Annotated in this window: 18 protein-coding genes; 7 read left to right on the top strand and 11 right to left on the bottom strand. The window is 35.6% G+C overall.

All coding sequences use genetic code 11. From position 1 onward, the window contains the following. Positions 1-13: 13 nt before the first annotated feature. The 11 genes from BXY58_RS13050 to BXY58_RS13005 form a co-directional block, all read right to left on the bottom strand. Complete coding sequence (locus BXY58_RS13050) at positions 14-1801, bottom strand: acyl-CoA dehydrogenase family protein (protein ID WP_120214306.1); 1788 nt, start codon at positions 1799-1801, stop codon at positions 14-16. A 47-nt stretch (positions 1802-1848) separates the two neighbouring features. Then, on the bottom strand, positions 1849-2205 hold the full coding sequence (locus BXY58_RS13045) for a four helix bundle protein (protein WP_120214305.1): 357 nt from the start codon (positions 2203-2205) through the stop codon (positions 1849-1851). Between the two features lie 39 nt (positions 2206-2244). After that, positions 2245-3420 (bottom strand): acetyl-CoA C-acyltransferase, encoded by a 1176-nt coding sequence (locus BXY58_RS13040; protein ID WP_120214304.1) that lies wholly within the window; start codon positions 3418-3420, stop codon positions 2245-2247. A 26-nt stretch (positions 3421-3446) separates the two neighbouring features. Then, positions 3447-5819 carry a 3-hydroxyacyl-CoA dehydrogenase/enoyl-CoA hydratase family protein gene (locus BXY58_RS13035; protein ID WP_120214303.1) on the bottom strand — a complete coding sequence of 791 codons (2373 nt, stop codon included), beginning with the start codon at positions 5817-5819 and terminating at the stop codon, positions 3447-3449. A 119-nt stretch (positions 5820-5938) separates the two neighbouring features. After that, a complete protein-coding gene (locus BXY58_RS13030) occupies positions 5939-6391 on the bottom strand; it encodes a MarR family winged helix-turn-helix transcriptional regulator (protein ID WP_120214302.1) in 453 nt (150 codons plus the stop codon). A gap of 145 nt (positions 6392-6536) precedes the next feature. Beyond that, on the bottom strand, positions 6537-7484 hold the full coding sequence (locus BXY58_RS13025; protein ID WP_120214301.1) for an ABC transporter ATP-binding protein: 948 nt from the start codon (positions 7482-7484) through the stop codon (positions 6537-6539). A gap of 76 nt (positions 7485-7560) precedes the next feature. Next, a complete protein-coding gene (locus BXY58_RS13020; protein ID WP_120214300.1) occupies positions 7561-7938 on the bottom strand; it encodes a GxxExxY protein in 378 nt (125 codons plus the stop codon). Between the two features lie 81 nt (positions 7939-8019). Beyond that, positions 8020-8988, bottom strand: coding sequence for a FecCD family ABC transporter permease (locus BXY58_RS13015; protein WP_120214299.1), 969 nt, complete (start codon positions 8986-8988; stop codon positions 8020-8022). Between the two features lie 12 nt (positions 8989-9000). Next, positions 9001-9636: a TlpA family protein disulfide reductase gene (locus tag BXY58_RS13010; protein WP_120214298.1), complete on the bottom strand. Its 636-nt coding sequence runs from the start codon at positions 9634-9636 to the stop codon at positions 9001-9003. A 10-nt stretch (positions 9637-9646) separates the two neighbouring features. Next, positions 9647-9793, bottom strand: coding sequence for a hypothetical protein (locus BXY58_RS16970; RefSeq protein WP_170144235.1), 147 nt, complete (start codon positions 9791-9793; stop codon positions 9647-9649). Then, positions 9777-10364: an ATPase gene (locus tag BXY58_RS13005; RefSeq protein WP_120214297.1), complete on the bottom strand. Its 588-nt coding sequence runs from the start codon at positions 10362-10364 to the stop codon at positions 9777-9779. Before BXY58_RS13005 ends, BXY58_RS16970 begins: the two co-directional genes overlap by 17 nt. Before the next feature lie 56 nt (positions 10365-10420). On the opposite strand from BXY58_RS13005, the gene BXY58_RS13000 reads away from it, so the two are divergent. From BXY58_RS13000 to BXY58_RS12970, 7 genes are all read left to right on the top strand, one after another. After that, entirely contained in the window at positions 10421-11551 is a 1131-nt protein-coding gene (locus BXY58_RS13000) for a 2Fe-2S iron-sulfur cluster-binding protein (RefSeq protein WP_120214296.1), read from the top strand. Then, entirely contained in the window at positions 11551-12174 is a 624-nt protein-coding gene (locus BXY58_RS12995; RefSeq protein WP_120214295.1) for a SanA/YdcF family protein, read from the top strand. The genes BXY58_RS13000 and BXY58_RS12995 overlap by 1 nt, the downstream gene beginning before the upstream one ends. Before the next feature lie 114 nt (positions 12175-12288). Beyond that, positions 12289-12789, top strand: coding sequence for a hypothetical protein (locus BXY58_RS12990; RefSeq protein ID WP_147366847.1), 501 nt, complete (start codon positions 12289-12291; stop codon positions 12787-12789). A gap of 97 nt (positions 12790-12886) precedes the next feature. After that, on the top strand, positions 12887-13504 hold the full coding sequence (udk, locus tag BXY58_RS12985; RefSeq protein ID WP_074234746.1) for a uridine kinase: 618 nt from the start codon (positions 12887-12889) through the stop codon (positions 13502-13504). Between the two features lie 11 nt (positions 13505-13515). Continuing rightward, the gene (locus BXY58_RS12980; RefSeq protein WP_120214293.1) at positions 13516-13866 is read left to right on the top strand and encodes an FtsB family cell division protein; all 351 of its coding nucleotides are present in this window, start codon (positions 13516-13518) and stop codon (positions 13864-13866) included. Positions 13867-13987: 121 nt separating this feature from the next. Further along, complete coding sequence (locus tag BXY58_RS12975) at positions 13988-15142, top strand: methylmalonyl-CoA mutase family protein (protein WP_120214292.1); 1155 nt, start codon at positions 13988-13990, stop codon at positions 15140-15142. A gap of 184 nt (positions 15143-15326) precedes the next feature. Next, complete coding sequence (locus BXY58_RS12970) at positions 15327-16346, top strand: pseudouridine synthase (RefSeq protein ID WP_120214291.1); 1020 nt, start codon at positions 15327-15329, stop codon at positions 16344-16346. The last annotated feature ends 8 nt before the right edge of the window (positions 16347-16354 follow it).

The raw sequence follows: 16354 nt of genomic DNA, 5'->3' as shown, positions 1-16354 counted from the left end.
TTAGATTGACTATTTAATAAAAACCTTTCTCAATAAAATGAGTGGCAATTTGTTCTGTTAAAGCAATTGGATTAGGAGTATTTACATATTTTGTGAAACGTCTCAGTCCTGCTAACATCATTCTTTGTTCGTCGCCTTCTGAGAAAGAAACTATACCTTCTTTGGCGTTGGTTGTGATGATTTCAACCGCTTTGTAAAGGTTCAGCCTTGCCATTGCCGCTTCCACAGAATCTGTTGAGAAATGTTTCTCAGCTCTCAGGATGGCGGATTCTGCCATATAGATTTGGTTCAGAATTTCGGAAGCGTTTAATAACAAATGCTGTTGTTTCTCGATGTCCATCATATATTTTTGAAGCGCAGAACCGGAAACCATTAAGAATACTTTCTTCAAGTTCTTAATCACTTCTTTTTCCTCAGACATATATTCCGAATAATCAGGAATGTCAAAAGACGGAATGCTCATCAATTCTTTAGCGACGTTTTTCGCAGGTGTTAACAAATCGATTTTGCCTTGCATTGCCCGTTTGATTAACATCCCAACAGCCAAAAGTCTGTTGATTTCGTTGGTTCCTTCGTAGATTCTGGAAATCCTTGAATCTCTCCAGGCCGCTTCCATTGGTGTATCTTCGGAGAATCCCATTCCGCCAAAGATTTGGATACCTTCATCGGCTGTATGTTGCGCCAAATCTGATACAAAAACTTTCAGGATAGAACATTCAACTGCAAATTCTTCCACACCTTTCAGTTCTGCCTGCTCGTGGTTCATTCCGCCGGCAACCAATTCTTCGATTTTGTCTTCTACATTTTTCGCAGCTCTGTAAGAACCAGCTTCACTCACGAAAGCGCCAGTTGCCATTTCCGCCAACTTCTTACGAATCGCTCCAAATGTATTGATAGAAACACCAAATTGTTTTCTCTCTGTAGAATAAGTCAATGAATAATTAAGAATTCTTCTTTGTGCATCCAGACAAGCTGCAGCCAATTTGATACGACCAACGTTAAGTGCATTAAGTGCGATTTTGAAACCATTATTTCTTTCTCCTAAAAGATTTTCAACAGGAATTTTCATATCATTGAAGAAAACCTGACGCGTAGAAGACGCACGGATTCCCAATTTGTGTTCTTCCTCTCCGAAAGTCAGACTTTCCGGATTTTCCAATTCAGAACGGTTGATTACAAATCCAGTGATGTTTTTGTCGTCATCGATTTTCGCAAACAAAGTGAAGGTATCAGCAAATCCTGCATTGGAAATCCACATTTTTTGTCCGTTGATGATGTAATGTTTTCCGTCTTCCGAAAGTTTTGCTCTTGTTTTTCCGCTGTTGGCATCAGAACCTGCATCCGGCTCGGTTAAACAATACGCTCCGAATTTAGTTCCAGCAGCCAAATCCGGAAGATATTTTTGCTTTTGTTCTTCAGTTCCGTAAAGTAAGATAGGAAGCGTTCCAATTCCTGTGTGCGCACCATAAGCAGTTGCTAATGAACCAGTCGTTCCAGAGATGTAATCGCAAGCCAGCATTGTCGTTACGAATCCCATTCCCAAACCGCCGTAAGCTTCAGGAACAGCGATTCCCAAGAATCCCATTTCACCGATTTTACGCATTACTTCTTCCGTGTAAGCATAATCTTTTTTCTCGAATCTTTCCTTATTCGGAACGACTTCTTTATCTATGAATTCTTTTGCAGAATCACGAAGCATCTTTTGTTCTTCGGACAATTCTTCGATAGAAAATATTTCGTTTGCAGTGATTTCTTTTACTAGAAACTCGCCGCCGTCTAATGTTTTAGTATCTGTTGACATATTATTTATTTTTTTAGATTAAAGAATAAAGAGAAAAGAATAAAGACTTACAAACTCAGTGTTTTTTGAAAGCCAGAAATCATTCTCTGTAATTCGGTGATTTTATTTTCAATTAATTCAAATTTCGATTGTTCAATATAATTTCTCTTTGAGGAAATAATTATTTGAGTTTGTAATTCATAAAGAGAACCTAAACTGATTTCTAAAAATCGATTGAAGTCCTTTTGTGAAGTTCTGCTTGAACCTTCTGCAATATTAGAAGCAACAGAGACTGTACACCTTCTGATTTGTGATTTCAAACCGAATTCTTCATTTTTAGGAAAACTTTCAGTGATTGCATAAATTTCATCAGCTAATTCTATAGATAATTTCCAAATATTTAGATTCTTAAAATTATGCTTCATTATGAAAAGTCTTTTCTCTTTATTCTTTATTCTCCGTGTCTATAACAACTCAAATACACTCGCCGCACCCTGACCTGTTCCAACGCACATTGTCACTACACCATATTTGCTGTTTCTGCGTTTCATTTCATCAAGAAGTTGAACAGTCAGTTTAGTTCCTGTACAGCCTAGTGGATGTCCGAGTGCAATTGCGCCTCCGTTCACGTTGACGATGTCAGGATTGATGTTTAATTCTCTTAAAATGGCGACTGATTGCGAAGCAAAAGCTTCGTTCAGTTCAAATAAATCGATATCCGATTGTTTAAGACCAGCTTGTTCCAACGCTTTTGGAATGGCATACATTGGACCAATTCCCATAATCCTTGGCGGAACCCCGACAGTCGAATAGGAGAGAAGTCTTGCAACTGGCGTCAGATTTAATTCTTTTACCATTCTTTCGGACATTACCATTGTGAAAGCAGCGCCGTCAGAAGTCTGAGAAGAGTTACCTGCTGTTACGGAACCATTGGCAGCAAAAACAGGACGAAGTTTCGCCAAGGCCTCGATTGAAGTATCAGCTCTCGGACCCTCATCTTGTTTGAATGCATATTCTTTGGTCTGGATTTTTTCCTTTTCATCCAGAAAATTATATTTCACATCAATCGGAACAATCTGGTTATCAAATTTTCCTTCCTGTATCGCTTTAATTGCTTTCTGATGTGAATTGTAAGCAAATTGGTCTTGTTCCTCACGACCCACCTTGAATTCTTTGGCAACTGCTTCCGCCGTTAATCCCATTCCCCAATAGTAATCGGGATTTGATTTTGCTAAATCCGTGTCCGGAATTGGTTTGTAACCGCCCATCGGGATATAAGACATACTTTCTGCACCACCAGCGATGATGCATTCTGCCATTCCGGCTTTGATTTTTGCTGCCGCAATTGCTATAGATTCTGAGCCCGATGCGCAATATCTGTTCACTGTTACACCTGGCACTTTGTCGGTGTCCAATCCCATTAATGAAATCAGTCTCGCGACATTCAGTCCTTGTTCTGCTTCCGGCATTGCACAACCGACAATCAAATCGTCGATGCGAGCCGGGTCAAGATTGGGAACATCTTTCATCAGACGTTCTATCACAGTTGCCGCCATATCATCCGGACGGGTAAAACGCAAAGAACCTTTCGGTGCTTTACCAACTGCTGTTCTGTATCCTGTTACTATATATGCTTCCATATTTGTTTAATTTTAATAATGACAGATTAGTTTCTCACCGGTTTTCCTGTTTTCAACATTCCACCTATTCTCTCAAGCGTTTTTCTCTCTCCGCAAAGTGATAAAAATGCTTCTCTTTCCAAATCCAAAAGATATTGTTCAGAAACTTCTGTCTGCTCAGAAAGATTACCGCCGGTCATTACATAGCCGATTTTATTCGCGATTTTTCTATCGTGTTCCGATGCGTAACCACCTGCAACCATTTGGTCAGTTCCAACGTAGAACATTCCCATTGCTTCGTTACCTAGAACTTTAACTTTCTCAGGAACTGGCGGGGTGTAACCTAATTCATCCAAAACAATCGCCTGACGTTTGGCTTCAGCAATCTGTCTGTCTTTGTTGACAACGATGATATCTTTATCTGTCAGAATTCCCATTTGTTTAGCTTCCCAGGCAGAAGTTGCCACTTTTGCGGTTGCAATATTCATAAAGTAATTTCTCAAATGATTGGTCTTAACATCATCAGGAAGTGTTCCTTTCAATGCTCTCAATGCAAATTCTTTTGTTCCGCCACCTCCTGGAATCAGACCAACGCCAACTTCCACCAAACCGATGTAAGTTTCTGCTGCAGCAACAATTTTGTCCGCGTGCATAGAGAATTCACATCCACCGCCAAGCGTCATTCCGAAAGGTGCAGCGATAACAGGAATTGATGAATATCTTAGCTTCATAGAAGTTTGTTGGAACATTGCGATGGCCATATTCAGTTCGTACCAATCTTGTTCAACAGCCATCATCATTACCATTGCGAGATTAGCACCGACTGAGAAATTGTCAGCCTGATTTCCAACAACCAAACCTCTGTAATCTTTCTCGGCAATGTCTATGGATTTATTAAGACCTTCCAAAACGCCACCTCCAAGAGAATTCATTTTTGAACGGAACTCGAAGTTCAAAATACCGTCACCAAGGTCAATTAATGCAGATTCGGAATTGGACCAAACTGTTTTTTCTTTTCTGATATTATTAAGTATAATGAAAACATCCTGACCAGGAATTGGTTCGTACGATTTTGTATTCTGATTGTAGAATAACTGTTTTCCATTTTCTAACTTGTAGAAAGATTCGTTTCCGGAAGCCAGCATTTCCTTAACCCAATCAGCGACTTTGTAACCTTCGCTTTCCACCAAATCAATTCCTTTCTGAACACCAACAAAATCCCAGTTTTCGAACGGTCCGTATTTCCAGGCATAACCGGTTTTCATTGCATCATCGATAGAGTAGAAAACATCCGTAATTTCAGGAACGCGTTGAGAAACGTAAGCGAACAATGAAGCAAAATGTTTTCTAATCAATTCTCCGGCTTTGGATTGGTCTTTCAACAAAATCGGCAAACGGTTTTTCAAACTTCCGGCTTCTTTCGCTGTTGTAACGATAGGAAGTTTAGGCTGTTTTGTCGGTTCGTAGCCCAACGTTTGATAGTTAAGAACGAAACGGTTCACATTGCCGCCAGCATCTTTTTCTTTATAATAGAATCCTTTTTTAGCTTTATCACCAAGAAATTTATTTTCAATCAGGAAATTCAGAGTTTTCGAGTCTTTAAGTGCCTGAACCATTTCATCATCTTTAAGATTCGCCTGAAGTCCTTTGGTTACGTTGAAAGCCGTGTCTAATCCAACCAAATCTCCCAATTTGAAAGTCCCGGTTTTTGGACGATTCAGTAAATCTCCGGTCAAAGAATCGGCTTCTTCAATCGTTAAACCGATTTCTTCCGTCAATTCCATAATTTTCGCCATCGAGTAGACTCCGACTCTGTTTCCGATAAAACCTGGTGTATCTTTACAAAGAACCGTTGTTTTTCCAAGGAACTTTTCACCGTAAGACATAAAGAAATCAATCACAGATTTATCCGTTTTCGGACCTGGAATCACTTCAAATAATTTCAGATATCTCGGTGGATTGAAGAAGTGCGTTCCACAGAAATGTTTCTGGAAATCTTCTGACCTACCTTCCGACATCAGATGAATCGGGATTCCCGATGTGTTAGAAGTTACCAAAGTTCCTTCTTTACGAAGTTTGTCAACTTTTTCAAACATCGATTGTTTGATATCCAGTCTCTCGACAATCACCTCAATGACCCAATCCGAATTTTTGATTTTTTCCAAATCATCTTCGAAGTTTCCAACCGTAATTCTGGAGGCAAAAGATTTGTCATAGATTGGTGAAGGATTACTTTTCAAAGCGTTGTCAAGATGACCTTGTGCAACGCTATTTCTTGTTTTTTTGTCGGCATTTTCCGAGTCTTTCGGAGGCATATCCAACATCAAAACCTGAATGCCGTTACCCGCTAAATGACAGGCAATTCCGGAACCCATCACGCCGGAACCGAGAACCGTAACGTGTTTTATTTTTCTGTTCATTATTAGATAATATTTTATGATTTAATATTTTACATAAGAGTTCTCTCGCAGATTTCAATGATTATGCAGATTAATCTGTTCGATTTGCATAACGAGCGAGAGTTTATCTTTCTTGATAGTTATTTCTTATGATTCAGTTCGTTTGCTATTTTCAGAATGTCTGTCATCACTTCCTTAAAAACTTCAAATTTCTCAGGCGCAATTCTTTCCAAAACCTTTTTGTTGAAATTGAGAACAACTTCTTTTGACAAGTTTCTGGAATTAAGCCCTTTATCAGTTAGTTTGATAATAACTTCCCGCTTATCCGTTGTAGTTTTTTCTTTGTAGATATAACCATTGTCTTCAAGAAGTTTGATGATTCTTGTAAGAGAAGTAGGTTCTATTGCCATTTTAGGACCAAGGTTTGTGCTTCTTGTTCCTTCTTTTGGGTCAATTTTTAACAAAGTAAGAGCTTGAACTGCTGTAGAATTGTACAGGGAAGCCTGATCCGAATACATCTTCGAAACAGCCAGCCAAGCCGACTTTAACATCAAGTCTATACTTTCGACTTTTTCAGAATTTTTCTTTTCCATAATTAGCATATTGAAGCGCTTTATACAAATATAAAAAAAATACTATGCATGCATAGTATTTTTACAATAAGATGATTAAATAGCTGATTTGCAATATCTTAATTATTATGCGAATCTTATTAAATAAAATTAAAATAAAATCTATTTAGTTAGAATTGCCTGTTTTAATAAGAGTTTGGAGAGAATGTTTAATTTCTTGAAAATTATGACAATTGTCATAAAAATTATCCAAATTCAGTTCCCAAAAATCATTTTTAAACGTCAATTTAAATTTTCGTAAATCTTGAGAGAAGTTTTTTTGGAGATAAGAGAACATCATTTCTTTTTCCAATTTCGGCGCATCAATTTCAGGAGAATGGAAGGTTTGATTAAAATTCAGAATCTTTGGTGTAATCAATTCAGGATTGTTGAGAATCACTTCTTCAGAGATTCCGCTGATGAGTTTTTTATCTTTAATCCACCATATTTTATCAGAAAATTCTTTTGCCAATCGCCAATCGTGTGAAGAGAAAAGAATTAACTTATTTTCTGATTTAGCAAGATTTCTGAGAAGAGAAAGAATCATTAATTTGTTTTCTTCATCCAAATGAGTTGTCGGTTCATCCAAAATAATGAAAGGAGAATTCTGAGCTAAGGCTCTTCCTATAAAGGCTTTTTGAAGATTGCCGTCAGATAATTCGGTTAGTTTTTTATTCTGATATTTTGATAGATTGAGTTTGTTGATAATTTCGGAAATTTCTTGTTTATCTGTTTCATTCAATTTAAAATAATAAGGATAATGAATGTATTTCCCTAACGAAATTAAATCTGTAACCGTATAATTATCAGGAATTTCAGCTTTAGAAAAAACAATGGCAATTTGAGAAGCTATTTCATTTGAATTCAGTTTTTGAATTGATTTCCCATTGATAGAAATTTCGCCTTTCAATAGTTTATTTTGTCCAAGAATAGATTTGATTAAGGTGGTTTTTCCAATTCCGTTGTTTCCCATTAACAGAAAAACTTCGCCTAATTCCAATGACGAATTAATCTCCGAAACCAAAGGGTTTGAATAGCCGATTGTTGTGTTTTTTAATTCTAGGAAATGTTTCATTTTTTATCGCAAAGGCACAAAAGTTTTTTTACTATTATTCTGTTTAAAAGTCGCCAGGGCTTATCTTCGATAAATTCTAAAGATTGTTTACAACTCTTTTTATTCCGTTTTTATAATAATCTGTTCTGAAATTTAATAATAATCCTAATTTACAATTCGTCATTTTTAGGTAAGTTAGAATTTGCGCTTTGTGAATATCATTCAGATAATCGACAGTTTTTATTTCTAAAATTAATTTATCTTCTACTAATAAATCAATTTTAAAAGCATTCTCAATTATCAAATCATCATAAATTATAGGTAATGATTTTTGCTTTTCGACTTTTAATCCAAATTTTTTAATATCATGAAAAAGACATTCCTCATAAACGTTTTCAAATAAACCTGCACCAAGTTTTTTGTAAATTTTAAATCCTAAATCAACGACAATTTTTGCCAATTCATTTTCATCCATTGTATTTTTTTATCGAAGATAAAAAACTTTGCGTCTTTCATCAGTTTTAAAAATCAATTTTTTGCGACTTTGCGATAAAAACTATTTATTACTTTTCATCAACATCAATAATATCACAGGAATTCCAAAGAATGTCGTGATGATATTAATCGGAAACTGACTCAATTCTGATATAATTGAGAAAACCTGCATAATGAAAATACCCAGAATCATATTCAAAATCCATTGATGCCAGAGTTGCGCGGGATTCCAAATCATTCTGCAAACATGTGGCACCACCACGCCAATAAATAAAATCGGTCCTAAAAAAGCCGTAACCGAAGCAGAAAGTAGGGAAGAAGCTACAATAATACTGATTTTTAGCTTGGATTGATTGATTCCGAAACTCTGTGCGTAAGCATTTCCTAGAGCATTGCCTATTAACGGTTTTATAGATTTGAAAGTAAAAATTAATCCAATAATTATTAAAACCGTAAGAATTGAAATTTGAATTAAACTAGCCTGATTATTTGCTCCAAAAGTCCATAAAATATAATTTTTCAGACTTTGACTTTCCACATAAAACTGAAGAAACGAAACAACAGCGCCAGCCAAAGCCGAAATCAAAAATCCAAAAATAATGATGAAACTTTTATCCCGAAATCGATTCGAAAATAAAAGTAAAATCATCATCAAAACAATACTTCCAATGATAGATGATAAACTGATAAAACTGTTCTGTAAAAAATCAGGAATAACAATGTTTTGTGAAAAGAAAATGTAAAACGCGACAAACAAACTGGAAACCGACGTGATTCCCAAAACATCAGGACCAGCCAAAGGATTTTTGAAATATTCCTGCAAGAGAAACCCGCTAGTTGGGATCGCAATTCCAGCCAAAAGCATTGCCAAAGCACGATTAATCCTGAATCCTGCAATCTGAAAATTCTCAGATTCTGAATTTATAAAGTCTGAAAAATTCAGTTTTGCAAAACCAATATTAAGGTTGATGAAAAACGTAATAATCGCTAATACGATTATAGATGTTACCAGAATAGGAAAACGTTTCATCAAGAATAATTGTTATTTCAAAGATTTCTTCGGACCGGCAATTCCAGCTTTTTCTTTATTCTCAACAACTTTTGTAGTAGAATTGTGGGTCAATAGTTTTTCGATTTTCTGATTGAGCATTTCCTCGCTCATAGAACCAACCGTTTCGTCAGATTTATCACCTTTTCTAATCAAGGTGAATGGAATAGCTCCTCCATCCCAAGACTGGAAATTTTGCTTGAAAAATTCTTGATTCAAAAGTGTTCCGTCTAAAAGAACAACATTTTCTCTAATGTTGTATTCATCCGCAAAATCGCTGACATCTGTCGCCCAATCGGTTTTGTTATCCAGACTTACAAAAGTGAATTTCACAGGTTGATTAGCCAATTCTTCCATCTTTTTTCTGAAAAAAGGAATCTCGTACATACACGGCCCACACCACGTTGCAAAAAAATTGGTCACATAAAGCGTATCCGAATGATTCGATTTTAAAGTTGTTGAGATTGTTTCTGGAGAAAACTCTTTCAGTTGTGCAACATCCGCTTCGGTTTTTGTAGGTTCAACTTTTATTGAATCTTCTTTTGCTTCTGCCTCTGCAACTTTTTCGTCGTTCTTTTTACAAGCTAAAAAGCTGAGTGACAAAACTGAATATATCAGGAATTTTCTCATTAAATTAATTTTATGGTTTGATTTTAACAATCTTATTTTCTCTAATTATAACAATTTCGCTATTGTTTTTTCTCTTGAATTCCAACATTTTTTCATAAGCTTTTTCAAGACCTTTTAGTATTTTTTCACGTCTCTCTATTTTATTTTCTGTTGTCATAATAGCTCTTTAACTCGTTAAATTTTTCTTGATTATAAATATTGATTTCTGTCTCTGAATTCTTTTCAGCAATGAGAATGTGTTTTCCTTCAGAATTGTCAAAAATCAAAGTCTGGTTTACAATTGAAAGATAAATATTGAATAAATTGAAAATTCCATTGTAATATCTTCTCTTAATTACATCTTCAGGAATATAATGTCCACCCTCCTTAACTCTAATTTTCACACGTTCAATCGCTAGTTCAGGATTTTTTAACCAAAAGAAAAGAAGTGTTGTGTTATAACCTTGTTCCTTTGCCTTTATAATTTTCTGTTTGTAGATTTTGGTTGCCAAGGTTGTTTCAAAAGCAAAGTTTTCATTTTGTGAAAATAACTCATCAATACGATTAAGCATAATTCTGCCAGATTCAAGAGCTACTTTTTCTGGTTGAAAAGGCGAAAGACCTTTTGCAATTTCATCAGCATTTACAAATTCTTTACAATCTAATATTTCGGGCAGAATTGTAAAAGATGCAGTAGTTTTTCCAGCACCATTACAACCCGAAATTATGTAAAGATTTTGTTCTTTCAAGATTTTAAATTTAGATTTTTTCTTTTGTCAATTTTCATTAAATTTGATTCTTGACAATGGAGAATCAATTAACAATTGCGAATCAACCTCAGTTTCACAGGCTAAAAATAGCTAAAAAACGACAATTGACCAAAAATGCTTTTGCGTTGGAATTGGAAATTCCTGAGGAATTAAAATCGCAATATCAATATCGGGCCGGGCAATATGTGACATTGAAATATCATTTCAATGAAAGAGAAATTCAGAATGATTACTCATTTACATCAGCACCTTTTGAAAGTAAAATTGAACTGGCAATCAAAATTAATGGTGACGAAAGCTCCACCCAATTTCTATTTCAGAATTATCATATTGGGGATGAAATCTCAGTAAGTGAACCTCTGGGACGATTTTTCATCCCTTCAAAACCAAATGAGAAACGAACCATTCTTGCTTTCGCATCAGGCATTGGAATCACGCCGCTTTTTAGTCATATTAAGAATATTCTTCACGAAGAACAATTTACCAGAATTTACCTTTTCTATGGCAACAAAAGTTATGAAGATATTATTCTAAGAGATGAATTAGAGCAATTGTTGAAAGAGAATGTTGGACGATTCGAAGTTTATTATTTTTTGTCTCAAGAACCCATTAAAGACAAATTGTTCCAGGGTAGATTGGACGAAAAGAAAATTTCTTTAATCATTAATCAAATCCTTCATTTGGATGAAGATGATGAAGAATCTACAATTTGGGACAGCACGGATAAGGTTTTGATTTGTGGTCCCGGAGCAATGATAAAATCTGTCGCCAATGCTTGTTACAACCACGGAATTCCGAAAAAGAATATTCATTTTGAATTGTTTGAAGCTTTTAACGATGACATCTATCCAACGGAAAAAGAATTTCCTCTGATTGAAAATGTGAATATCAAAATCAAATTCAATCATATTGAAAAAGACGGAATTGTTCTAAAAAATAACGAGCGAAAAATCCTTCAACAGTTACTAGATTTGGGTTACAAATTGCCTTATTCCTGCAAATCCGGAATCTGTGGAAGCTGTCTTTGCTATCTGAAAAATGGGGAAGTGGATATGACAGAAGATGAATATCTGACCGAAAATGAAAAACGTCAGGGAAAAATTTTGCCCTGCGTTTCCATAGCAATGAGCAAAGATGTATATTTAGATTTTGATTTGTATAACTAATGTTCAAAACGGTTGCTAATTTTCTGAAGATAGTTTTCAGGCTTGTAGAGCTGGGAATTTTGCTGTTGATTTTAGCCAACTTCTGGGTTGTTGCCTTAACCAGCGGAAGAACATATACCAAAATCAGCAAGGTGCCGCCGAGAGATTGCGCATTGGTTTTGGGAACTTCTCCCAAGATGCGTTCGGGTGTTGCGAACCCTTATTTTACGGCAAGAATGGACGCGGTCGGAACATTGTATCATCACGGAAAAATCAAGAAAATTATTGTTAGCGGCGAGAAAAGTGAAAATTATGATGAGCCAGCCGCTATGAAACGTTTTTTAGTTTATACCGAAGGCGTTCCGGAAAATATTATTATTGAAGACCCAAAAGGTTTCAATACGCATAAAAGTATTTTACGTTGTAAAAATGTTTATGGTCAAAAAAATGTAATTATCGTTTCACAAGGTTTTCATAACCTCAGAGCCTTGTTTTTTGCTAGAAATAATGGGATGAATGCACTCGGTTATGATGCTCAAGATGTCAGCAAAAACGAAAGTTTTTACAGAAATCACACCCGTGAATTTTTTGCCCGAGTTTTGGCTGTTTTCTATTATGTTTTGGGAATTTCTCCTGAAGAATAATTTTTCAAATTTATTCATAATTACTTGATAAAAGTTCCTCGATTTCTATCTTGGCAGATTCTTTGTAATTTATTTGTTAATACAGACAATGTATAACTTATAAAATCGAAGAAAATGAAAAATTCAATCAAAATAATATTAGCTGCTTTTGCAATGACTATGGTTTCTTGTGTTGCAGCAACAGATTCATATAGTTACAATGACCCTTATTCTATGGGTTATTCTGATGGTTATAGAGACGGTTATTATCAGTCACCCGACGGTTATTGGTATGCTCCAAATGTTGTCTATCTGGATTATAACAATAATTATTATAGAAATGGAGCCTTATATAAATCAAATTCCAGACTACGGAACAATATTGTGATTTCGCCGAAAAGAAACTCAATGCACAATGAGAATATCAGAATTCAGCCTACCAGAAGCCAGAGAAATACCGGGATGATTAATACCAATCAAAATAATGCGAGAACCCAACCCGCCACTGGAAATAGAAATAATAACCGTGTTGAAGCAACGAGAAGGAGTCAGAATAATATTAGAACAACTCCACAAAAACAGGTTCAACCTCAAATTGAAACGCGATCTACCGAAAATAGTGGAAGAAGAAAATAAAAAAGAGCTGCATATTGCAGCTTTTTTTGTGTAAGTAATTTTCAGTTTTATTTGATTCTGAAAAAAAAATTATAGTATTTTTGTAAAAAATGTAGAGATGCTCGTGATTGGTATAGCCGGAGGAACAGGTTCCGGGAAGACAACTGTTGTTAATAAGATTCTTCAACAACTTAACCTGGAAGGCGTTAATGTGCTTTCTCAGGACAATTATTACCACGACAATCCCAATCTGACTTTGTCAGAAAGAGAAGTTCTCAATTATGACCACCCTAAATCAATCGATTTTGACCTGATGTTGCAACACGTCAAAGCGCTCAAAAACCACCAAAGCATTGAGCAACCAATTTATTCTTTCGTCACGCATTCCAGAACGGGCGATCACGTAACTGTGGAACCAAGAAATGTCTTGATTGTGGAGGGAATATTGGTTTTGACCAGCAAAGAATTACTCAAAGAGTTTGATCTTAAAGTCTTCGTGCATGCCGATTCAGACGAGCGATTGATTAGAAGAATCCGCAGAGATACACAGGAAAGAGGACGTGATTTGCAGGAAGTTTTGCACCGTTATCAGACGACCCTGAAACCGATGCATCAGGAATTTATCGAACCTTCTAAAAACGAAGCCGATTTGATTGTTCCGAATATGAAGCAGAATTCTGTAGCGATTGATTTCTTAACTACTGTGATTAACAATTCGCTTAAAAAAGTTCATTAATATTATTTACAATGAAAGAACTAATCAAAGATATCAAGAAAAAATCGCCGACACTTAAGTTTTTCCAGACTTATGTGTTTAACAAATATGTTTTGACGTTGGTTGGATTTTTAATTTGGATGATATTTTTTGACAGTACTTCTTTTCTGGTTATCAACGAACTGAATGGTGAAATCAAACGCTACGAAGGTCAACGCGAATTTTATAAAACAGAATACGAAAAGAATGACAAATTCTACCGTAAGCTGATGAATAATAAACAGGAAAAAGAAAAATACGCCCGTGAAAATTATTTTATGAAAAAGCCTAACGAGGAGATTTTCATATTGGTGGTTGACAGTTCCAAAATCGCAAAAAAATAAATTGATATAAAAACCTTTTCTGAGTTGAAAAGGCTTTTTAATTTTATATTACTTTTTCTGGTAAAATCTTTACCGTCTTTGCTGTGAAATTTGTATTTTTTCAAACAAAAATTTTTCAAAAATGAGTGGATTTGACAATTGGGAAAAGCTGGTTCAAAAACAATTGAAAACTGATGATATCTATGCAATTCTCCAAAAAGAGAATCTGGAAAATATTGATGTAAAACCTTATTATCAAAACAATTCCGAAACTAAAATCCTCCCAAAAGTTGAAGAAAGCACACATCTTGTCGCCGAATATCAGGATGGTTTGGAAGAACAGGCTTTCGCTTTTCTATTGAATGAAAATGTTGAAGGCTTGGAAGAAAAAGCGATTTTCATCAACAATCCTGATTTGGCGGAACATATTTTGACCGAAGAAACAAATCGTTATTTTTCTTTGATTGATGTTTTTTCTGATGATAAAAATGCCAAAATCAATGAGCATTTAGCTGGTGAGCTATTATCCAAAGCTTTCGAAAGACAGATTGGTATTGACGTTAGTTTGCATCAAAATGCCGGTGCATCGATTATTCAGCAATTGGCTTTTGCTTTGGGAAAATCTAAAGAATTGGTTGAAAAGTTTGGCCCGGAAATTCTTGAGAAATTGGTTTTCCGATTGGCTATTGGTTCCAATTATTTTTTCGAAATAGCGAAAATCAGAGCGTTTAAATATTTGTTCAATCAGCTTTCAAAAGAATTTGAAAAAGATCTGATTCCTTATATTTTTGCGGAAACGTCGTTGAGAAACAAAGCTAAAAATGATGAAGAAAATAACCTGATTCGTTCCACTTTGGAATTGGCTTCAGCGATGATTAGCGGCGCTGATGCGGTTTTTTCCAATGATCATAAAATCGAGAATCAAACGGAGCTTTCCAAAGAAATATCCTTTAAACAGCAGGTTGTTTTGGCTTATGAAAGTATTATCAATGTTTTCGAAGATGCGTCTTCCGGAAGTTATTTCGTGGAAGATATCACGCAACAATTCGCTGAAAAGTCCTGGAAATTATTCCTTGAAATTGAAGAAAAAGACGGTTATCTGGCATTGTTAAAATCCGGAGACATCCAGAAAATGATTTTTGAGCATGCAACAAGAGAACAAAGCTGGGTAGAAGAGGGTAAAATTAAATTGATTGGTGTCAATCTCTATCCTAAATTGGAAGTAAAAAAAACGATTGCTGAACTTTATAATGTTGATGAAATTAAGAAAGTTCGTTTGGCAGAAATGTTTGAGTAATTTCAATATTTAAAATTACATTATTCTCAATTTTCGTTAAAATCAATCCATAATTCGGAATTCATATGTAAATATTTGTTTTTTTTATTTGTCATATGCAATCGCTGTATCTGCATTGACGTTTGCGTTTTCAAATAATAGCGATTTCTTAACTAATTCACTATCTTTGCAAAAATTTTAGAAAATGAGCGGAGACGGAAATCAATCAGGTAGAAACAGAAAACCAAGACCATGTGGAGGCAGCAGACCTTCCGGAAACTCCCGTAGCTCCAGTGATAGCAGAGGAAATTCTGGAAGTGGAAAATCTTTCGGAAATTCAAAGGGTCCAAAAACTACAAGAGGCGGAAACCGTTTTGACAGCCGTGACAAATATGAAAACGGCGATAGAAAATTTGGTCCAAAAAAACCTTTTAGCAGAGCTGAAAAAGACGAAGACAAAACGAAATCTTTTATCCAGAAAAGAAGATTCGATAAAATAAGCAAATCGGTTCCGAAAGAGTCCATAAGACTTAATAAATATATTGCCAATTCCGGGATTTGCAGCAGGAGAGAAGCAGACGAACTGATTACACAAGGTCTTGTGGAAGTGAACGGGAAAGTGGTGACCGAAATGGGTTACCAGGTTCAGAAAACCGACCGAGTTGTATTTGACGGACAAAATATCACGCCGGAAAAACCGGTTTATGTTCTATTAAACAAACCAAAAGGTTATATCTCGACCACCAAAGACGAGAAAGCGAGAAAAACAGTAATGGATTTGACTGCGAATGCTTCACCTTACAGAATTTTCCCAGTCGGAAGGTTAGATAGACAAACGACAGGTGTTATTCTTTTGACGAATGACGGACATATGACGAAAAAGCTGACGCATCCGTCTTTCAATATGAGAAAGATCTACCACGTGACACTGGATAGAAAATTATCCGTTGAAGATTTGAAATCAATTGCAGAAGGCATCCGTTTGGAAGAAGGTGTTGCAGAAGTGGACAGCATCTCGTACATCGAAGGAAAACCAAAGAATGAGGTGGGCATCGAAATCCACATCGGCTGGAATAGAGTCATCAGAAGAATTTTCCAAAAATTAGGTTATGAAGTGGAAGCGCTCGACAGAGTGATGTTTGCCGGATTGACTAAGAAAAATATCAAACGTGGACACTGGAGAATCCTTACGGAACAAGAAGTTAACAACTTGAAAATGTTATAAATTAAAAG

It is taken from the genome of Epilithonimonas arachidiradicis (genome assembly GCF_003610695.1).
In the GTDB taxonomy this organism is placed as follows: domain Bacteria; phylum Bacteroidota; class Bacteroidia; order Flavobacteriales; family Weeksellaceae; genus Epilithonimonas; species Epilithonimonas arachidiradicis.
Note: the sequence above shows the minus strand (reverse complement) of the source record. Positions and strands in the feature narration are given on the sequence as shown.

Bases quoted from the DNA above. Each gene is read 5' to 3' on its own strand.
- BXY58_RS13050 (WP_120214306.1), bottom strand. From the start codon at position 1,801: ATGTCAACAGATACTAAAACATTAGACGGCGGCGAGTTTCTAGTAAAA.
- BXY58_RS13045 (WP_120214305.1), bottom strand. From the start codon at position 2,205: ATGAAGCATAATTTTAAGAATCTAAATATTTGGAAATTATCTATAGAA.
- BXY58_RS13040 (WP_120214304.1), bottom strand. From the start codon at position 3,420: ATGGAAGCATATATAGTAACAGGATACAGAACAGCAGTTGGTAAAGCA.
- BXY58_RS13035 (WP_120214303.1), bottom strand. From the start codon at position 5,819: ATGAACAGAAAAATAAAACACGTTACGGTTCTCGGTTCCGGCGTGATG.
- BXY58_RS13030 (WP_120214302.1), bottom strand. From the start codon at position 6,391: ATGGAAAAGAAAAATTCTGAAAAAGTCGAAAGTATAGACTTGATGTTA.
- BXY58_RS13025 (WP_120214301.1), bottom strand. From the start codon at position 7,484: ATGAAACATTTCCTAGAATTAAAAAACACAACAATCGGCTATTCAAAC.
- BXY58_RS13020 (WP_120214300.1), bottom strand. From the start codon at position 7,938: ATGGATGAAAATGAATTGGCAAAAATTGTCGTTGATTTAGGATTTAAA.
- BXY58_RS13015 (WP_120214299.1), bottom strand. From the start codon at position 8,988: ATGAAACGTTTTCCTATTCTGGTAACATCTATAATCGTATTAGCGATT.
- BXY58_RS13010 (WP_120214298.1), bottom strand. From the start codon at position 9,636: ATGAGAAAATTCCTGATATATTCAGTTTTGTCACTCAGCTTTTTAGCT.
- BXY58_RS16970 (WP_170144235.1), bottom strand. From the start codon at position 9,793: ATGACAACAGAAAATAAAATAGAGAGACGTGAAAAAATACTAAAAGGT.
- BXY58_RS13000 (WP_120214296.1), top strand. From the start codon at position 10,421: ATGGAGAATCAATTAACAATTGCGAATCAACCTCAGTTTCACAGGCTA.
- BXY58_RS12995 (WP_120214295.1), top strand. From the start codon at position 11,551: ATGTTCAAAACGGTTGCTAATTTTCTGAAGATAGTTTTCAGGCTTGTA.
- BXY58_RS12990 (WP_147366847.1), top strand. From the start codon at position 12,289: ATGAAAAATTCAATCAAAATAATATTAGCTGCTTTTGCAATGACTATG.
- udk (WP_074234746.1), top strand. From the start codon at position 12,887: ATGCTCGTGATTGGTATAGCCGGAGGAACAGGTTCCGGGAAGACAACT.
- BXY58_RS12980 (WP_120214293.1), top strand. From the start codon at position 13,516: ATGAAAGAACTAATCAAAGATATCAAGAAAAAATCGCCGACACTTAAG.
- BXY58_RS12975 (WP_120214292.1), top strand. From the start codon at position 13,988: ATGAGTGGATTTGACAATTGGGAAAAGCTGGTTCAAAAACAATTGAAA.
- BXY58_RS12970 (WP_120214291.1), top strand. From the start codon at position 15,327: ATGAGCGGAGACGGAAATCAATCAGGTAGAAACAGAAAACCAAGACCA.